The organism is Acinetobacter sp. 22301, assembly GCF_052045285.1.
In the GTDB taxonomy this organism is placed as follows: Bacteria; Pseudomonadota; Gammaproteobacteria; order Pseudomonadales; family Moraxellaceae; genus Acinetobacter; species Acinetobacter pittii.
In genome coordinates this window covers 234,259-251,140 of record NZ_JBQEOR010000004.1, presented here as the reverse complement: position 1 = coordinate 251,140, position 16,882 = coordinate 234,259, and the positions used below count along the sequence as shown (strand labels likewise).

General features: G+C 38.5%; 19 protein-coding genes. 10 read left to right on the top strand and 9 right to left on the bottom strand.

Annotated elements, in window-relative coordinates; translation table 11 throughout:
• Positions 1–7: 7 nt before the first annotated feature.
• A complete protein-coding gene (sdhD, locus tag ACTJJH_RS09425; RefSeq protein ID WP_000833672.1) occupies positions 8–373 on the bottom strand; it encodes a succinate dehydrogenase, hydrophobic membrane anchor protein in 366 nt (121 codons plus the stop codon).
• Entirely contained in the window at positions 373–774 is a 402-nt protein-coding gene (gene sdhC / locus ACTJJH_RS09420) for a succinate dehydrogenase, cytochrome b556 subunit (protein WP_075384165.1), read from the bottom strand. Before sdhC ends, sdhD begins: the two co-directional genes overlap by 1 nt.
• A 473-nt stretch (positions 775–1,247) precedes the next feature.
• Here sdhC and ACTJJH_RS09415 point away from each other — a divergent pair, with 473 nt between their 5' ends.
• Positions 1,248–1,373: a hypothetical protein gene (locus ACTJJH_RS09415; RefSeq protein WP_014207478.1), complete on the top strand. Its 126-nt coding sequence runs from the start codon at positions 1,248–1,250 to the stop codon at positions 1,371–1,373.
• Positions 1,374–1,716: 343 nt separating this feature from the next.
• Complete coding sequence (gene gltA / locus ACTJJH_RS09410) at positions 1,717–2,991, top strand: citrate synthase (RefSeq protein ID WP_002116327.1); 1,275 nt, start codon at positions 1,717–1,719, stop codon at positions 2,989–2,991.
• 71 nt (positions 2,992–3,062) lie between these two features.
• Here gltA and ACTJJH_RS09405 read toward each other — a convergent pair whose 3' ends face one another.
• Complete coding sequence (locus ACTJJH_RS09405; protein ID WP_218660670.1) at positions 3,063–3,548, bottom strand: DUF1289 domain-containing protein; 486 nt, start codon at positions 3,546–3,548, stop codon at positions 3,063–3,065.
• 111 nt (positions 3,549–3,659) lie between these two features.
• Between ACTJJH_RS09405 and trhO the strand changes: the two genes are divergently transcribed.
• Positions 3,660–4,592, top strand: a complete 933-nt coding sequence (gene trhO / locus ACTJJH_RS09400; RefSeq protein WP_218660669.1) for an oxygen-dependent tRNA uridine(34) hydroxylase TrhO — start codon at positions 3,660–3,662, stop codon at positions 4,590–4,592.
• 124 nt (positions 4,593–4,716) lie between these two features.
• Here trhO and ACTJJH_RS09395 read toward each other — a convergent pair whose 3' ends face one another.
• Together ACTJJH_RS09395 and ACTJJH_RS09390 are read right to left on the bottom strand one after the other, a co-directional pair.
• A complete protein-coding gene (locus ACTJJH_RS09395; RefSeq protein ID WP_440601046.1) occupies positions 4,717–5,241 on the bottom strand; it encodes a YecA/YgfB family protein in 525 nt (174 codons plus the stop codon).
• Between the two features lie 74 nt (positions 5,242–5,315).
• Positions 5,316–5,522 (bottom strand): PA3496 family putative envelope integrity protein, encoded by a 207-nt coding sequence (locus ACTJJH_RS09390; RefSeq protein WP_002116495.1) that lies wholly within the window; start codon positions 5,520–5,522, stop codon positions 5,316–5,318.
• Positions 5,523–5,880: 358 nt separating this feature from the next.
• Here ACTJJH_RS09390 and rpoD point away from each other — a divergent pair, with 358 nt between their 5' ends.
• The 6 genes from rpoD (at position 5,881) to ACTJJH_RS09360 (ending at position 12,463) form a co-directional block, all read left to right on the top strand.
• Positions 5,881–7,767 (top strand): RNA polymerase sigma factor RpoD, encoded by a 1,887-nt coding sequence (gene rpoD / locus ACTJJH_RS09385; RefSeq protein ID WP_002116414.1) that lies wholly within the window; start codon positions 5,881–5,883, stop codon positions 7,765–7,767.
• 97 nt (positions 7,768–7,864) lie between these two features.
• Positions 7,865–8,152 (top strand): YbeD family protein, encoded by a 288-nt coding sequence (locus ACTJJH_RS09380; RefSeq protein ID WP_002116017.1) that lies wholly within the window; start codon positions 7,865–7,867, stop codon positions 8,150–8,152.
• A gap of 202 nt (positions 8,153–8,354) precedes the next feature.
• Entirely contained in the window at positions 8,355–9,008 is a 654-nt protein-coding gene (gene lipB, locus ACTJJH_RS09375; protein WP_005064548.1) for a lipoyl(octanoyl) transferase LipB, read from the top strand.
• An 81-nt stretch (positions 9,009–9,089) separates the two neighbouring features.
• The gene (locus ACTJJH_RS09370; RefSeq protein WP_005072911.1) at positions 9,090–9,623 is read left to right on the top strand and encodes a hypothetical protein; all 534 of its coding nucleotides are present in this window, start codon (positions 9,090–9,092) and stop codon (positions 9,621–9,623) included.
• Between the two features lies 1 nt (position 9,624).
• Positions 9,625–10,809, top strand: a complete 1,185-nt coding sequence (locus tag ACTJJH_RS09365; RefSeq protein ID WP_002116403.1) for an iron-containing alcohol dehydrogenase — start codon at positions 9,625–9,627, stop codon at positions 10,807–10,809.
• 250 nt (positions 10,810–11,059) lie between these two features.
• Positions 11,060–12,463: an APC family permease gene (locus ACTJJH_RS09360; protein WP_005064540.1), complete on the top strand. Its 1,404-nt coding sequence runs from the start codon at positions 11,060–11,062 to the stop codon at positions 12,461–12,463.
• Positions 12,464–12,510: 47 nt separating this feature from the next.
• Here the strand turns inward: ACTJJH_RS09360 and ACTJJH_RS09355 are convergent, their stop codons facing one another.
• Positions 12,511–13,071 (bottom strand): flavodoxin family protein, encoded by a 561-nt coding sequence (locus ACTJJH_RS09355; RefSeq protein WP_032037317.1) that lies wholly within the window; start codon positions 13,069–13,071, stop codon positions 12,511–12,513.
• A 117-nt stretch (positions 13,072–13,188) separates the two neighbouring features.
• On the opposite strand from ACTJJH_RS09355, the gene ACTJJH_RS09350 reads away from it, so the two are divergent.
• Positions 13,189–13,569 (top strand): winged helix-turn-helix transcriptional regulator, encoded by a 381-nt coding sequence (locus ACTJJH_RS09350; RefSeq protein ID WP_032037318.1) that lies wholly within the window; start codon positions 13,189–13,191, stop codon positions 13,567–13,569.
• A gap of 63 nt (positions 13,570–13,632) precedes the next feature.
• On the opposite strand, the gene ACTJJH_RS09345 is transcribed toward ACTJJH_RS09350, so the two are convergent.
• From ACTJJH_RS09345 to serS, 3 genes are all read right to left on the bottom strand, one after another.
• Positions 13,633–14,106: a tRNA (cytidine(34)-2'-O)-methyltransferase gene (locus tag ACTJJH_RS09345; RefSeq protein WP_005072891.1), complete on the bottom strand. Its 474-nt coding sequence runs from the start codon at positions 14,104–14,106 to the stop codon at positions 13,633–13,635.
• 43 nt (positions 14,107–14,149) lie between these two features.
• Positions 14,150–15,523: a siroheme synthase CysG gene (cysG, locus tag ACTJJH_RS09340; protein WP_032037319.1), complete on the bottom strand. Its 1,374-nt coding sequence runs from the start codon at positions 15,521–15,523 to the stop codon at positions 14,150–14,152.
• A gap of 67 nt (positions 15,524–15,590) precedes the next feature.
• Positions 15,591–16,862 carry a serine--tRNA ligase gene (gene serS, locus ACTJJH_RS09335; RefSeq protein WP_440601045.1) on the bottom strand — a complete coding sequence of 424 codons (1,272 nt, stop codon included), beginning with the start codon at positions 16,860–16,862 and terminating at the stop codon, positions 15,591–15,593.
• Positions 16,863–16,882: the final 20 nt, after the last annotated feature.

Below are 16,882 nucleotides of genomic sequence, written 5' to 3'. Positions count from 1 at the left end.
CTTCCTATCAATTCGCCCAGAAAATCTGGATACCCCAGATTGCGTACACAAACACTGCAATAATGACAGCCGTCGTCAGTACAAGGCGTAAACCTTTCGCTGAAGGACCCATTTGACGAGTAGTGACATAGTCAGTGAAAACTTGCCACATACCAATCCATGCGTGTGCGATAAGCGATAAAATTGCCAATAAAGAAAAAATCTTCATTGGTAATGTCATCATGAAGCCAGCCCACTGTTGATAGTCAAATCCACCTTTGCAGAGAATCCAACCAAAAAGAACAACAGTATAAGCTGCTAATACAACCGCACTTACACGCTGGATAAACCAATCACGAGAACCTGAACCAGTTAAACCTGTAGCACTTTTCATTAGAACATAATCCATACAAAGGCTGCGATAATGGCTACCACAGATAAGATCAATGAAATTGTCGCTGCAATACGACCACTTTGCAGTTCTTCAGCAAAACCTAAATCTGCAAGTAAGTGCTTAACTCCAGCAATAAAGTGGAATATCAAGCCGGCTGCAAATACCCAAACAACAAAACGTACAAGGATATTTCCAAAAACGACATTTTTAACGTAGTCAAATCCTTCTGGTGAAGATAATGATTTATCTAGAATCCATAAGAGAACTGGTACTAATAAGAAAACGATGACACCTGATAAACGGTGTAAAATTGATGCAATAGCCACGGGTGAGCGTAAATTTACCGCTAACACCTGACCCATGGACAAATTGACAGGTCTGTTGCTTTTCACAGCGGGCATCCTGTAGGTAGAAACTCCGACCGGAGTTTGTTGAATTAATTCCAAGGAAAGCTGGCATTGTTAGGCAAGCACAGCTCATGCCTAACCTATAAACGACACTGAATTATAAAACGCGAAGTATCAAAATACAAACAATCCACTTTGCCATTTCAGCAAAAAACCATTAAATAAGAATCATTCAAAACAATATTACATTATTAGGTCAATAAAAAAACTACACCTACATACATCATGTCCTTGTTTAAAATAACTTTTTATTTAATTTCATTTTTCTGAAATTTCTTTTAAATAAGCCGATTTTAGACTAAAGATAAAGTTATAAATTCCTCATATCAATAGAAAAATGATCGCAATACTCTCCTATTTTCAATGTAAGCCACATTTCAAATAAGTGAACAGACTTATATTTCAGATAGATATTAAGCGATCTATACTAATTTTTCGAAAGTGAATTTCATTAAAAAACAGTTCTTATGATTTTAAAGTCGTCTGATGAGCTATTTTTTATACAATTAAACTTAAAAAAAGAACAATATTCTTTGTTACAACTAAATAAAAATACCATTTTTTTTGAGTATAAATTTGAAATTACACCATGAGTTTTATGATTTTTTTAAGCAGATTGGCATTTTCTACCGCCTTATTATTCTAAATTGCAATTTATAAATTTGCTTACAATTGTACTCATCCTTCATTTTTTTTCTGCACGTTCTTGTTGAATTGACTTATTATACCATCCCGATGCAGTGATTTTACTGACTTTTTTGCTCGGGTCTTGATGACTAACTCTCTGTGGGAACGTCATTTTTTATCCATAAGTATAATTGACAAAATTTCAGTACTCACTAATCTTATAGCAAATTTTGACACCGTCTGATTCGCACATGAGAACATTAGGATTTCGAGTCAGATCAACATTCACCAGGACAGGAGATCTATTGAATGTCTGAAGCAAATGGCAAAAAAGCCGTATTACATCTTGATGGCAAAGAAATTGGATTACCAATCTACAGTGGCACTTTAGGTCCAGATGTAATTGATGTCAGCAGCATACTGAAAGAAGGTCATTTTACTTTCGATCCTGGTTTTATGGCGACAGCCGCATGCGAATCTAAAATTACTTTCATTGATGGTGACAAAGGTATTCTATTACACCGCGGCTACCCAATTGATCAGTTAGCAACTCAAGCAGACTACCTTGAAACTTGTTATTTATTATTAAATGGCGAGCTCCCAACTGCTGAACAAAAAGTTGAGTTTGATACGAAAGTACGTGCTCACACTATGGTTCACGATCAAGTTAGCCGTTTCTTCAATGGTTTCCGTCGTGATGCTCACCCAATGGCAATCATGGTTGGTGTTGTAGGTGCATTATCTGCGTTCTATCACAACAACCTAGATATTGAAGACATCAATCACCGTGAAATCACAGCAATTCGCTTAATTGCAAAAATTCCAACGCTTGCTGCTTGGAGTTACAAATACACAGTAGGTCAACCATTCATCTATCCACGTAACGATTTAAGTTATGCGGAAAACTTCTTGCACATGATGTTTGCTACTCCTGCTGACCGTGATTACAAAGTTAATCCTGTTCTTGCTCGCGCAATGGATCGTATTTTCACGCTTCATGCTGACCATGAGCAAAATGCTTCTACATCTACAGTACGTCTTGCTGGTTCTACTGGTGCAAACCCGTATGCATGTATCTCTGCTGGTATCTCTGCACTTTGGGGCCCTGCTCACGGTGGTGCAAACGAAGCAGTTCTTAAGATGCTTGATGAAATCGGTAGCGTTGAAAACGTTGCAGAGTTCATGGAAAAAGTTAAACGCAAAGAAGTTAAGCTTATGGGCTTCGGTCACCGCGTTTACAAAAACTTCGACCCACGCGCTAAAGTAATGAAGCAAACTTGTGACGAAGTTCTTGAAGCTTTAGGTATCAACGATCCTCAATTAGCACTTGCTATGGAACTTGAGCGTATCGCATTGAACGACCCGTACTTCGTTGAGCGTAAACTTTACCCTAACGTAGACTTCTACTCAGGTATCATCCTTAAAGCGATTGGTATCCCAACAGAAATGTTTACTGTAATCTTCGCTCTTGCTCGTACAGTTGGTTGGATCAGCCACTGGTTAGAAATGCACAGCGGCCCTTACAAAATCGGTCGTCCTCGTCAGCTTTATACTGGTGAAACTCAACGCGACATCAAACGTTAATATTCGAAAGAAAATTAATAAAAAAGCTGCCTTCTGGCAGCTTTTTTATTTCCGTCTTTTCTACTCTAGACTTATTCTTCTTCATACATAGTTAACAAGTGATGGCTAATTCCATCTGCTCGCAACCAAGCCAACTCATAGCTCGCTTTAGCCAAAGCTAAAACACGTCTTTCAAACTCAACCCATATTGTTTTGACTTGAGACTCCGAAATACCCAAACCACTCTCGTGTGCTAGATGTTTATTCTTTTCACATATTTTTAAGGCATGGTAAAGCTTACGACCCTGACTCGCCCCTTCCATTAACCGAACACGCTTACTTAAAATAAAGCCCTCAACATGCTGTAAGTCTGCATGAGGCAGCATCGGCACTAAGATTTGATTCAATTGATCATCTAAACGCTTCCATACAGCCAAACGCTGCTCTGCCGTATAAGTGTTCCATTGAATCACCTCGTGGTTAAAACGGCGACAACCACGACAAACCTGATCACCAAAAACTGTTGAACAACGCCCTGCACATGGGGTGAGAGAGAGCATTCGATGATCATTACTCAAAACAAACTCCTTAAATAAACCATATACTTTTTATGGTTTTCTCGCTTATTACTAATTTTCGCGCTAAAATATGCGCCTTAAATTTCTATCTTAATACATTTGGAGTTTTCCATGAACGCTACTGTAGAACAGCTTGCACCTGTAGAACAGCAAGCGACCGCAGGTTGGGTTGTTGCAGCACTATATCAATTTAAAGAAGTTCAAGATCCTGCCGATCTTCAACAACGTTTATTAGACTTAGTGAAAACAATTAACCTTTGTGGAACTCTGATTGTAGCAGGTGAAGGAATTAATGGTACTGTTGCTGGTGATCGCGTAGCAATTGATACACTACACCAGTTTTTGCTCAATGAAGGCTTTAGCGCTATGGAATACAAAGAATCCCATAGTTCTGACAAACCTTTCCGCAAAATGAAAATTAAACTTAAAGAAGAAATTGTGACTTTAGGTGTTGAGGTTAAACCTCGTGACTTAGTCGGTCACTATCTTGATCCTAAAGAGTGGAATGATTTAATCGCACGTGATGATGTAATTTTAATCGACACACGTAATGATTACGAATATAAAGCGGGTACATTTAAGGGCGCAATTGACCCTAAAACTGAAACATTCCGTGAGTTTCCAGAATACGTTAAGAAAGAATTAGAGCAACATAAAGACAAAAAAATTGCGATGTTCTGTACTGGTGGTATTCGCTGTGAAAAATCAACTTCTTTACTTCTTCAAGAAGGATTTAAAGAGGTTTACCATCTTAAAGGCGGTATCCTTAAGTACCTAGAAGAAACCCCTGCTGATGAAAGCTTATGGGAAGGTGAATGTTTCGTATTTGACGGACGTACTGCTGTAACTCATGGGGTAGAGGAAGGCGTGAATATTAAATGTCATGCTTGCGGTTGGCCTTTAACTCCTGAAGAGTCTGCTCTACCAAGTTACGAACACGGTGTTTCTTGCATTTATTGCATCGACAAAACCACTGAAAAGCAAAAAGCTGGTTTCCGTATGCGCCAGTCACAAATTGCTGCTGCAAAGCGTAAACGTCTATAAAACTATAAAATAGTTTTCAAAGGGCACTTAGATTTCTAACTGCCCTTTTTTATTTTATATCACTTAATTTTTCGTAATAAAAAACGCCCTAGAAAGGACGTTATTTATTATTTCTTCTAATAAATTAATTTGGCGTATGATACATCAAGTATAATTCATTCAAATTATCTGGGATTTCTTCTGCCAGCTCATCCATTAACTGTCCATTACGACGGAAAGATTCCATCTGTGGATCTTCTTCATCAATTCCACTAAATACCATCATTGGTAAAGTTAAATCAATTAATTGTTCTTCATATTCAGGTGCAAACCATGCATCTTCATTTAAGAACATCGCATCAACAAATCCAACACTCCAGTCGCCTAAGCTAGACTCAACATCCGCTTCCTCAATTTCAAACGGAAATTCAATTCCATTTTCATTTGCTAAGTCTTGTCGAATTGACTCTAACCACGCTTTGATCTGCCGAATAATTTCGGCAGGAACTTTTTTATGGTTATTATCAAACAATTCATCTAACCAACGATCGAACTGAGGGCCTACTGCAATTGCACACAGAAAACCATGAGTTGCAGCGAAATCCAGACCATACTCATTGTGGTCTCCATCTAGATATTCACTTAATTGGTCTAAATCTAACGCACTCATTGTGTTACCTGACTATAAAAAAGAAATCTACGATAGCATAGCATCTAAGCTGACGATGCCCTATTCAGATTTGATTAGTCTTCATCATCAAGATCATCATCGTCTAAATCGTAATCAAAATCTTTTAACTCACGCTCTAAACGGCGTTGAGCCAATAGATCATCAATTAATCTACGTTTTTCTAATGATTCTTTCGCAGTGATTTTGCCTGATGACTCATCAAAACCGACATCATCATCATCACCGTAGTTATCATCTAATTCAAAATCTGTAGAAGACACTAAAACTACCTCTAATGAAAAAATGTGAATGGGTCTAGCCGCTATTTATCTTGGTTATTAAATCGTGTCAAGTTTTATTTATATTTTTTTCATTAAACTGCATATTTGTACTTTTTTTCGCCCAAAAAATTGTGTATTTATAAAGCTGAACTATTTTTTTGATTAAAAAAAAATTCTATGATTTTTTCGATGATTTAAGCTTGAAAAAAATGATTTTATCCCAATATTCAAAAAACAGACGTGAATTCAAAGATATTTTTTATTTAACGGTTACTGATCAAAGCCAAAACATTTCAAGCAAATTGTGCTATCATGCACGGTTTTTCACTGCCACAGATTCAACAAAGAGTAAGCAAAGATGAGCGATATGCATTCCCCTACTTCTCAAGTAGCGGCTCTGATTAGCCGAGGCAAAGAACAAGGTTACTTAACTTACGCTGAGGTTAACGATCATCTGCCGGACTCGATTACTGAAAGCGAACAGATTGAAGACATTATTCAAATGCTTCAAGACGTTGGTATTCCTGTACACGAGCGTGCACCTGAATCTGACGATACCATGTTCGGTGAGTCGGCTGACGCAACTGATGAGGTTGCTGAAGAAGAAGCTGCTGCCGTACTTGCATCGGTTGAAAATGAGCCTGGGCGTACGACAGATCCTGTACGTATGTACATGCGTGAAATGGGTACAGTTGAACTGTTAACCCGTGAAGGTGAAATCAGCATTGCCAAACGTATTGAAGAAGGTATCCGTGATGTCCTTAATTCAATTGCTTACTGGCCAAATGCTGTTGAAGTTGTATTAAAAGAATATAATGATTTTTTAACTGGCGAACGCCGTCTTGCAGATATTTTATCAGGCTACCTCGATCCTGAAACTGATGAAGATATTCCAGAAGTTTTAGAAGAAGTTGAAGAACTTGAAGAAGAAGACGAATCATCTTCAAAATCAACGAAAGAAGTTAAGCTTGATGATGACGATGAAGAAGAAGAGTCTGAAGGTGATGATGACTCTGAAGGTGATTCAGGTCCAGACCCTGAAGTTGCAAAAGTTCGTTTTACTGAACTAGAAGCTGCTTGGGCTAAAACAAAAGCTGTTGTTGAAAAACATGGTCGTAACAGTCCAGAGGCTGAAGAAGCTTTAGAAGCTTTAGCTACTGTATTCATGATGTTTAAATTTACACCACGTTTATTTGACATCATCTCTGAAATGATTCGTGGTACCCATGAGCAAATTCGTGCCAATGAACGTGAAATCATGCGTTATGCAGTACGTCGTGGCCGTATGGACCGTACTCAATTCCGTACATCTTTCCCTAAACAAGAATCTAATCCAGCTTGGTTAGATGAACAAATTGCTAAAGCACCTGCTGAAATCAAGGCGCATTTAGAAAAAGTTCGTCCAGATGTTTTAGCATTCCAACAAAAGATTGCAGATATTGAGAAAGAGCTTAGTTTAAGCGTTGCTGAAATTAAAGATATCTCTAAACGTATGGCGATTGGTGAAGCGAAAGCACGTCGCGCTAAGAAAGAAATGGTAGAAGCCAACCTCCGTTTGGTAATCTCGATTGCGAAGAAATATACCAACCGTGGTTTACAGTTCCTTGACTTGATTCAAGAAGGGAACATTGGTTTGATGAAAGCTGTAGACAAGTTTGAATACCGTCGTGGTTATAAATTCTCGACTTATGCAACTTGGTGGATTCGTCAGGCGATTACTCGTTCGATTGCCGATCAGGCTCGTACAATCCGTATTCCAGTACACATGATTGAAACGATTAACAAGATCAACCGTGTATCTCGTCAATTGTTACAAGAAATGGGCCGTGAACCAACACCTGAAGAATTAGGTGAACGTTTAGAAATGGATGAAGTTAAGGTTCGTAAAGTACTTAAAATTGCTAAAGAACCGATTTCGATGGAAACACCTATTGGTGATGATGAAGATTCACATCTTGGGGATTTCATTGAAGATCAAAACATCACTTCTCCAATTGATGCTGCGACTTCAGAAGGCTTAAAAGAAGCAACTCGTGAAGTATTGGAAAACTTAACTGAACGTGAAGCAAAAGTATTGAAGATGCGTTTTGGTATTGATATGCCAACCGATCATACACTTGAAGAAGTTGGTAAACAATTTGACGTAACACGTGAGCGTATCCGTCAGATTGAAGCGAAAGCATTACGTAAATTACGCCACCCTTCTCGTTCTGAACATTTACGTTCTTTCTTGGAAAATGACTAAGTTTTGAAAGCTTGAAATTTCAAAACCAAGCCCCATTTAATAGAAAGAGCTATAAACGCCTGCGATAATGCAGGCGTTTCAAATCATGAGGTAACTTATGTTAGACCGCACTCCATCTCGCGAACTACAAGAACATCTTTGGGTATTTCCGATGGATTATCCAATTAAACTTATTGGCGATGCGGGTGAAGAATTACGTGTTGCTGTAGTCGATATTTTGGTAAAACATTTTCCAGACTTCGACCACTCAACATTAAAAGTTCAAGAATCTCGCACTGGCAAGTATCATTCTTTAACAGCACAATTGCGCTTTGAAGAATTGGAACAAGTTCATGCACTTTATGCTGACTTGGCTGCTTGTCCGCAGATTAGAACTGCGCTTTAATTTTAAGTTCTTCAATCAATACCACAGTCAGGCATTCTTACTGTGGTATTTTTTTGGAAATTTTAAAAACTCCCTACCACGAAAAACCTTACAAATATTTAGAATTCCTTTTATAAAATCCTTTAAAATTACAAGGTTTTCGGCTTTTATCTAGTAGATATTAACTGGGCGCCGCATAAACTAATTATAGGAAGAGATTGTGATGAGCCTTGATAAACCTAACTTAATCATTCGGCAATGGAACGATTTACAAGATTATCAAAGCAAGTTTGAAACCATGAAACTCTTAACAAATGAGCGAGATCAAGATACGCCTGATGAGTTATGGTTACTCCAACATCATAATGTTTTAACTCAAGGTCAAGCTGGTAAACCTGAACACATCCTAATTTCATCAGATATTCCTGTAGTGCAAACTGACCGTGGTGGACAAGTGACTTGGCATGGACCCGGTCAACTTGTGGCTTACTTCATGTTTGATCTTAATCGTCTAAAATGGAACGTGCGTACATTGGTCAGTTTTGCTGAACAATTCATGATAGATGTTTTAAAAAAATACGGAATTGAAGCGTATGCTAAGCCTGATGCACCAGGAGTATATGTAGATGGCCGTAAGATCGGTTCCCTAGGTTTTAAAATTCGTCGTGGTCGTAGCTACCATGGGTTAGCATTAAACTTAGACTGTGCCCTAGATGGGTTCCAGACGATCAATCCTTGTGGCTACGCTGGTTTAGAAATGGTGCGTATACAAGATTTGGTGACTCCTTATCCATCATTCACTCAACTTTGCCAAGACTTTATTGAGTATATTAAGAACACTGGATACTTTAATGACCCAGAAGTCAAAACTGAATAAATCGCTTTGCGATGAAATAAAAATGGATTAGAGTAATTGCTCTAAATTTGCTTTTGCATAATTTTAACAAGGGATACGCGAGTGATTTCGACAAAAGCTGTAAAGCCTACTCTGCAACTTGCCTATGTTAAGCTCATGATGGATGTTGTTGGTCGTGGCTTAGTCATGGCAAGTCAAGTGGACACTGAAATACAAGAGGAAGTATCTAAATTTCCTGTTCACTTTGTACTTTCAATGAATGTTTTCCCAAATGGACCAGCATTTTTTGCTCGAGTCACAGAAGACAAACAGTTAGAGCTACTCAAAAGAGCTGAAAGAAAGCCAGACTTAACTATTACATTCAAACATGTAACTCATGCCTTTTTAGTATTTTCTTTTCAAGAAAGTACTGCCCAAGCATTTGCTAATGACCGAATGATTGCTGATGGCGATGTATCTGCTGCCATTCGTTTAGTACGCTGTCTAAATAAAATGGAATCTCTCATTTTACCTAAATTGGTTGCGTCTCTTGCAGTCAAAGAATACCCAACCGAACTCACCCTAAAAGAAAAATTCAACGAAGCTGCAAATATTTACTTAAAAGTAGCTAAGTCCTATTTCAAGCGGAGCGCATAACATGGCTAAACCATATTACGAATTCTTTTGTCCTGTAAAAGTCATTGCCGGTAATGCTGCGTTAGAACATATTCCGTTTGAACTTGCGACTTTAGGTGCAAAACGTCCGCTCATCATTACAGATAAAGGTGTGCGCGCAAATGGCCTACTCAACCCGATTGAAGCTGCGTTCAGTACGACTGATGCTGTCATTGGTCATGTGTTTGATGATGTTCCACCAGACTCAAGTTTAGAAGTCGTTCGTCTTGCCGCAGAAGCTTATCGCAAGAATAAATGCGATGCGATTATTGCTGTAGGTGGTGGTTCAGTTATCGATACTTCTAAAGCAACTAACATTTTAGTATCTGAAGGTGGAGATGACTTACTTCAATATTCTGGTGCACACAACCTACCAAAACCATTAAAACCATTTTTCGTAATTCCGACTACATCAGGTACGGGATCTGAAGTGACTATGGTTGCCGTGGTTTCAGATACGCAAAAGAATGTTAAATTGGCATTTGCCTCTTATTACTTAATGCCACATGCAGCGATTTTAGATCCACGCATGACACTTACATTGCCACCTCATTTAACTGCAATGACAGGTATGGATGCCTTAACACATTGTGTTGAAGCATATACATGTATGGCTGCCAATCCACTTAGCGATGCTTATGCAAGTGCTGGAATTAAAAAGATTAGTGAAAACCTATTTAATGTCCTAGAAAACCCAAATGACTCACAAGGTCGTTTAGAACTAGCACAAGCCTCTACAATGGCAGGTATTGCATTCTCTAACTCAATGGTAGGCCTTGTACATTCTTTAGGTCATGCTTTAGGTGCTGTTGCTCACCTGCCCCACGGTTTATGTATGAATTTATTCTTACCATATGTGCTTGAATATAATAAGCAGGTAAATGGCCAGAAAATTGGTGAATTACTGTTGCCATTAGCTGGTGCTGATATCTATGCACAAACTCCAGCAACTCAACGTGCAGACAGAGCGATTGCAACAATTTTGGCAATGCGTGATCGTTTATTTACCTTAACCAAGTTACCACGTACTTTACGTGAAACTGGCAAAGTAACTGAAGCACAGCTCGATGAAGTTGCAGAAAAAGCACTAAATGACGGCTCAATTATTTACAACCCTAAAGAAGCAAGCCTAAAAGATATCCGCGATATTTTACAAAAGGCATGGTAATAAGATAAGTTAAATCAAAAATCCCCCATAAGGTCCTGATTTTTATATAAAATCAGGACCTTTTTTATAGATGTGAATCTATATTCATCATTTTATTTGTAAATATGGCAAAAAATTTGCTAAAAAATCGATGAAAGTACTGACAATTTGCATCAATTTAGGATAGATTGGCGCACTTTATCTTTTTCTGTAGGGGGGATCGTTCGTCTCAAACGATCCTTAACACCAAGCTGATCCTTGATCAACGATTATGAGGATAACGCCGTTGACAACTATCTCTGGGACTCCGTCTGTAGTTAAGCTACGAAAAACGCTAGGTCTTTGGCATATTATTATTATTGGTTTAGCCTATATTCAGCCAATGACATTATTTGACACATTCGGTCTAGTTTCCGAAGAAAGTCATTACCATGTTCCAACTTCGTACATTTTTGCATTAATTGCCATTTTGCTAACATCGATTAGTTATGGACATATGATTAAGCGCTATCCATCTTCAGGTTCAGCTTATACCTATGCACAAAAATCAATTCACCCTAATGTTGGTTTTATGGTGGGTTGGTCATCTTGGTTAGATTATTTGCTTTCACCAATGGTCAATATTATTTTGGCTGGTATTTATCTTGATGCATTATTTCCTACAGTCAATCATTGGGTATGGGTAATTGTATTAACCGCTTTCATGACTGGTATTAACTTACGTGGCGCACGCTTTGTTGCTAATTTTAATAGCCTGATTGTATTTGTACAGTTACTCGTGATCGGCATATTTACTTATCTAGTCTATAGCAAATTACAAATGGGCTATAATGCAGAAGGTCCAATTACAGAAGCAACCCGTTATCAGTTATGGAGCTTAGAGCCTTTCTGGAATGAGTTGACATCCGTAGGGGCATTAGTCACTGGTGCAACATTACTTTGCTTCTCGTTTACTGGATTCGACTCTTTAAGTTCTTTAGCAGAAGAAACAAAAGACACTGAGAAAACATTACCTAAAGCGATTTTCTTAACAGCACTTATCGCTGGTGTAATCTTTGTCATCAGTACTTACTTCATGCAAATTTACTTCCCACATGATCCTAAAAACTACTTTGAAGATGTTGCAGCAACACAGCCAGACATTTTATTACTTGTAGGTGGTTCATTATTTCAGTCATACGTTCTTGCTTTTGCAATTATTACTGTCATGGCATCTGGTATTTCAGCTCATGCAGGTGTATCGCGCTTAATGTATGCAATGGGACGTGATGGTGTAATCAATAAAAAAATCTTTGGTCATGTTAGTCCAAAGAACTATACGCCTTCATACAATATTCTTATTGTTGGTGTTGTAGCACTAGCAGCAGGTTTCATGAGTTTAGATATTGTCATTTCAATGATTAGCTTTGGTGCGTTAACTGCATTCACATTTGTTAATTTATCAGTGATTTCACGCTATGCTTTACGTGATGGCCGTACAAAGAATTTCAAAGATATTTTTAACTTTGTAATTATTCCACTTCTTGGCTTCTTCAGTATTTTCGCTCTATGGCTTGAGATTGAAGAGACAGCCTTGAAATATGGATTATGGTGGGCAATGTTCGGTATTTTATACCTAGGTTATAAAACTAAAGGTTTTAAATATCAAGCACCTCAACATAATGAACATGAATAACCATCCCTCATAAAAAAGGCGCTTAAAGCGCCTTTTTTATTGTCAAATTAACCAAAAATTTTGTTCACAATATTTTGTACACGTTGAGCATAGAGTTTCGCTGTTTCAAGGTCTCCAGCAGGGACTTCCTCTACACTTGCATCAGAAGGCGATTGAACTAAAAGTCCAACTGAACCACCTAAGTTATTTACATCTTCACGTGTTGCATCTTTTGTATTCGCTGGTAATAAACCAAGGCTCACCCAAATTCCACCATGTTGCGATGCTAAAGTCTGTAATTGAATAAGTGTAACCTGCTTATCCCCATTTAAGCTCGCGCTGTTTGTAAAGCCTGCAAATACTTTATCTTGCCAACCACGTGTAAACCAAACTTTTGAAGTTGCATCAGCAAACTTTTTAAACTGCCATGGTGCTGTACCCATATAAGTCGGAGCACCAAAAACAATCCCCTTCGCATCATTTAATGTCTGCCAATCTTGCTCAGTAATATTACCTTCTTGATCAATTGGGATGAGCTGAGCATTAATTTCGTTTGCAAATGTTTCAGCCACTACTTTGGTATGGCCATAACCAGAGAAATATACAACCGCGATATTAGAGTTAGACATGGGAGCAAACCTTTGTTTTATTAAATTCCAACTTATGATATATTTTAGAAACTAGGTGTCAATTAGTTACTAACTGGTAACTATGGTAATTTTTTAAGAAATTAGCAGGTAAATAGTATGAATGAATGTCTAAAATATAATGTTTTTCAACAACATTGCCCTGCTCGTTTATTTTTTGAAAAAATTGCAGATAAGTGGGTTTTATTAATTTTAAATGTGCTTGAAGAGGAAACTCAGCACTTCAACTTGCTCAAAAAGAATATTCAAGGTATTTCGCCTAAAGTCTTATCACAGAAGTTAAAAATGCTGGAAAGAGACGGTTTTATTGAGCGTAAAATTCAAAATACATCTCCTATTCGTGTTGATTACTCACTCACTTCTCTGGGGCAAAATGTCGCTTCAATGGCGTTCCAATTAAAGGAATGGGCCGAAAGCAATATTGAACAGGTTTTAGCAGCCCAAATGACTTATGACGAAAAAGTGCTAGAACAGGCTTAATTGGATTTATATAAAAAAATAAGGCCACAACTGTGGCCTTATTTTTATTTAAAAACTATTAACTTATCCTAAGTCTTTAAAACCCTGCTGACGCCATGCTTCATAAACAATCACAGCCGTTGCATTAGATAAATTTAAACTTCTTGAGTTTTCCGCCATCGGCAAACGAATCCACTGTTCTTGTGGAAACATCAAGCGAACATGCTCAGGCAAACCGCGTGTTTCCGGCCCCATCAGTAAAGCCACAGGTCGATTCAAATCAACTGTATGCGGAGTTGCAGAACCTTTAGTGGTGAGTGGAAAAACATGCTCAACCCCTTTAGCTTTCAAGTCGGCAAGGCAAAGTTCTATGTTGTCCCAAATTTGCATACGTGCCCATTCATGATAATCAAGACCTGCTCGTTTGAGCTTTTTATCATCCAATTCAAAACCTAAAGGCTTGACCAAATGTAACTGTGCACCAGTATTAGCACATAAACGAATGATATTGCCTGTATTGGCAGGAATTTCAGGCTCGTATAGGACAACATGAATCACAAATTTTCTCGACTTTAATAACCAGCAATAAACTCAAATGAACTTATTGCCATTTTAACTGTTCACGTAAATTCACCACTTCACCAATAATGGTTAAAGTCGGTGCTACAATATGATGTTCAGACACTTTCGTTGCGATATCAGCTAATGTTCCAACTACAACTTTCTGGTCTGGTGTGGTTCCCTTAGAGATTAAAGCTACTGGCATATCAGCACGTTGACCATGAGCAATAAGTTGCTCACAAATGCGTTCTAAACCAACTAGCCCCATATATAAAACCAAAGTTTGATTTTCATAAACCAGCTCATTCCAAGGAAGTTCAGGTGAACCTTCCTTTAAATGCCCAGTCAAGAAACGAACACTTTGTGCATAATCACGATGTGTTAATGGGATACCCGCATAAGCTGAACAGCCTGATGCTGCTGTTATACCTGGTACAACTTGGAAAGTGACATTCGCCTCAACGAGCTCTTGAATCTCTTCACCACCACGTCCAAAGATAAATGGATCACCACCCTTTAAACGACAAACACGCTTTCCTTTTTGAGCATATTCAACCAGTAAAGCATTAATACCATCTTGGGGAACGGAGTGATTTGAACGGGCTTTACCGACATAAATTTTAGTCGCATCACGACGGCAAAGCTCTAAAATGGGCGCAGAAACAAGACGATCATAAATCACAACATCAGCTTGCTGCATAAGACGTAATGCTTTTAGTGTCAGTAACTCTGGATCACCCGGTCCAGCGCCTACCAAATAAACTTCACCTTTAGGTGCAGTCCATTCTGTTAAGGCTTGCTGAATCAAACCATTTGCAACTTCTAAATTGTCATTGAAAACTTGTTCTTTCAATGGGCTAGCATAGAGGTTTTCCCAAAAAATCCGACGCTCATCTGGATTGGGAATTTTTTCTTTTACCTGCTTACGCCACTGACCAGAAAACTCAGCCAACTTACCCATGCCATGCGGAACAATTGTTTCTATATGAGTACGAAGTTGTCTCGATAAAACTGGTGATGCACCATTTGAAGCGACAGAAATAATTAACGGAGAACGGTCAATAATAGCTGGAACCATAAAGCGACAATGTGGAATATCATCAACACTATTGACCAATAAATTACGCGCTTCACATTGTTCAAAAACAGCTTTATTCACTTGCGCATCATTAGTTGCAGCAATCACTAATCGATATGGTGTATTTAATATTTTTTCAGCAAAGGACTCGGCAAAATACTCTCCGCCTGTCGTTTTGACTAACTGTAAAAGCTGCTCTTCAATTGCAGGAGCAATAATATCGATTACTGCTCCCGCCTTGGCTAAAAGGTTTGCTTTGCGCAATGCAATATGCCCACCACCCACAATCAGACAATGTTGCTGTTGCAACTTTAAAGAGATTGGAAAAATATCCACCTTAAACCTCTACATTAATCATCTGATTTGGGTTAAGCAAAAACCGTGCACAATTTAGATGCAAAGCTTAGTCAATAAACGTTGCACCACCCATATATGGGCGTAATACTTCTGGAATCTCGATAGAACCGTCTTCACGTTGGTAATTTTCCATTACAGCAAGCAAAGTACGTCCAACTGCCAGACCTGAACCATTTAGTGTGTGCACCAATTCGGTCTTCTTTTGATCCATTCTGTAGCGCGCTTTCATGCGGCGTGCCTGAAAATCACCCATATTAGAGCAACTAGAGATTTCACGATAAGTATTTTGGCTTGGAACCCAAACTTCTAAGTCGTAAGTCTTAGTTGCACCAAAGCCCATGTCACCACCACAAAGCAAAATCTTGCGGTATGGCAAACCTAGTGCCTGCAAAATGCCCTCAGCATGTGCAGTAAGCTCTTCAAGTGCTTGCATAGATGTTTCAGGTTTAACGATTTGCACCATCTCAACTTTATCAAATTGATGCTGACGAATTAAACCACGGGTATCACGACCATAAGAACCAGCTTCACTACGGAAACATGGCGTATGCGCTGCATATTTTAAAGGCAAACGTTCGGTATCAATAATCTCATCGCGAACGAAGTTAGTAACTGGAACTTCTGCTGTAGGGATGAGGTAATATTCTTTTTCACCTTGAAGTTTGAATAAATCTTCTTCAAATTTTGGCAACTGACCAGTACCACGAAGTGAATCAGCATTGACCAAATAAGGCACGTAAGCTTCTGTATAGCCATTCTTTAAAGTATGGGTATCAAGCATGAACTGTGTTAATGCACGTTGTAGGCGTGCTAAAGAACCTTTCAATACGCTAAAACGTGAACCAGTCAATTTAGTAGCGGTTTCAAACTCTAAACCACCCATCCACTCACCTAAATCAGTATGATCTTTGATTTCAAAATCAAACTGACGAGGCGTACCCCATTTTGAGATTTCAACGTTATCATCTTCATCTTTACCAGCAGGAACAGACTCATCTGGTAAGTTAGGAATACTCAACGCTTTTTGTTCAATCTCGTTTTGTAACTCTGACAAAGCAACTTCAGCAGCTTTGATTTCGTCGCCAATGGCTTGCATACGCGCCATGATTTCAGAAGCATCACCACCGGATTTTTTAATCTGACCCACTTGTTTTGCACCGGCATTACGTTCTGCCTGCAATTTTTCAGTTTTTGATTGCAAATCTTTACGGCGAGTTTCTAAAGAAGCCCATTCTTGAACATCTAATTGAACACCGCGTTTTGCCAAAGCCGCATTAACGGCTTCAATATTATTTCTGAGTAACTTAGGGTTGATCATAATCAATCATAATATGGGTA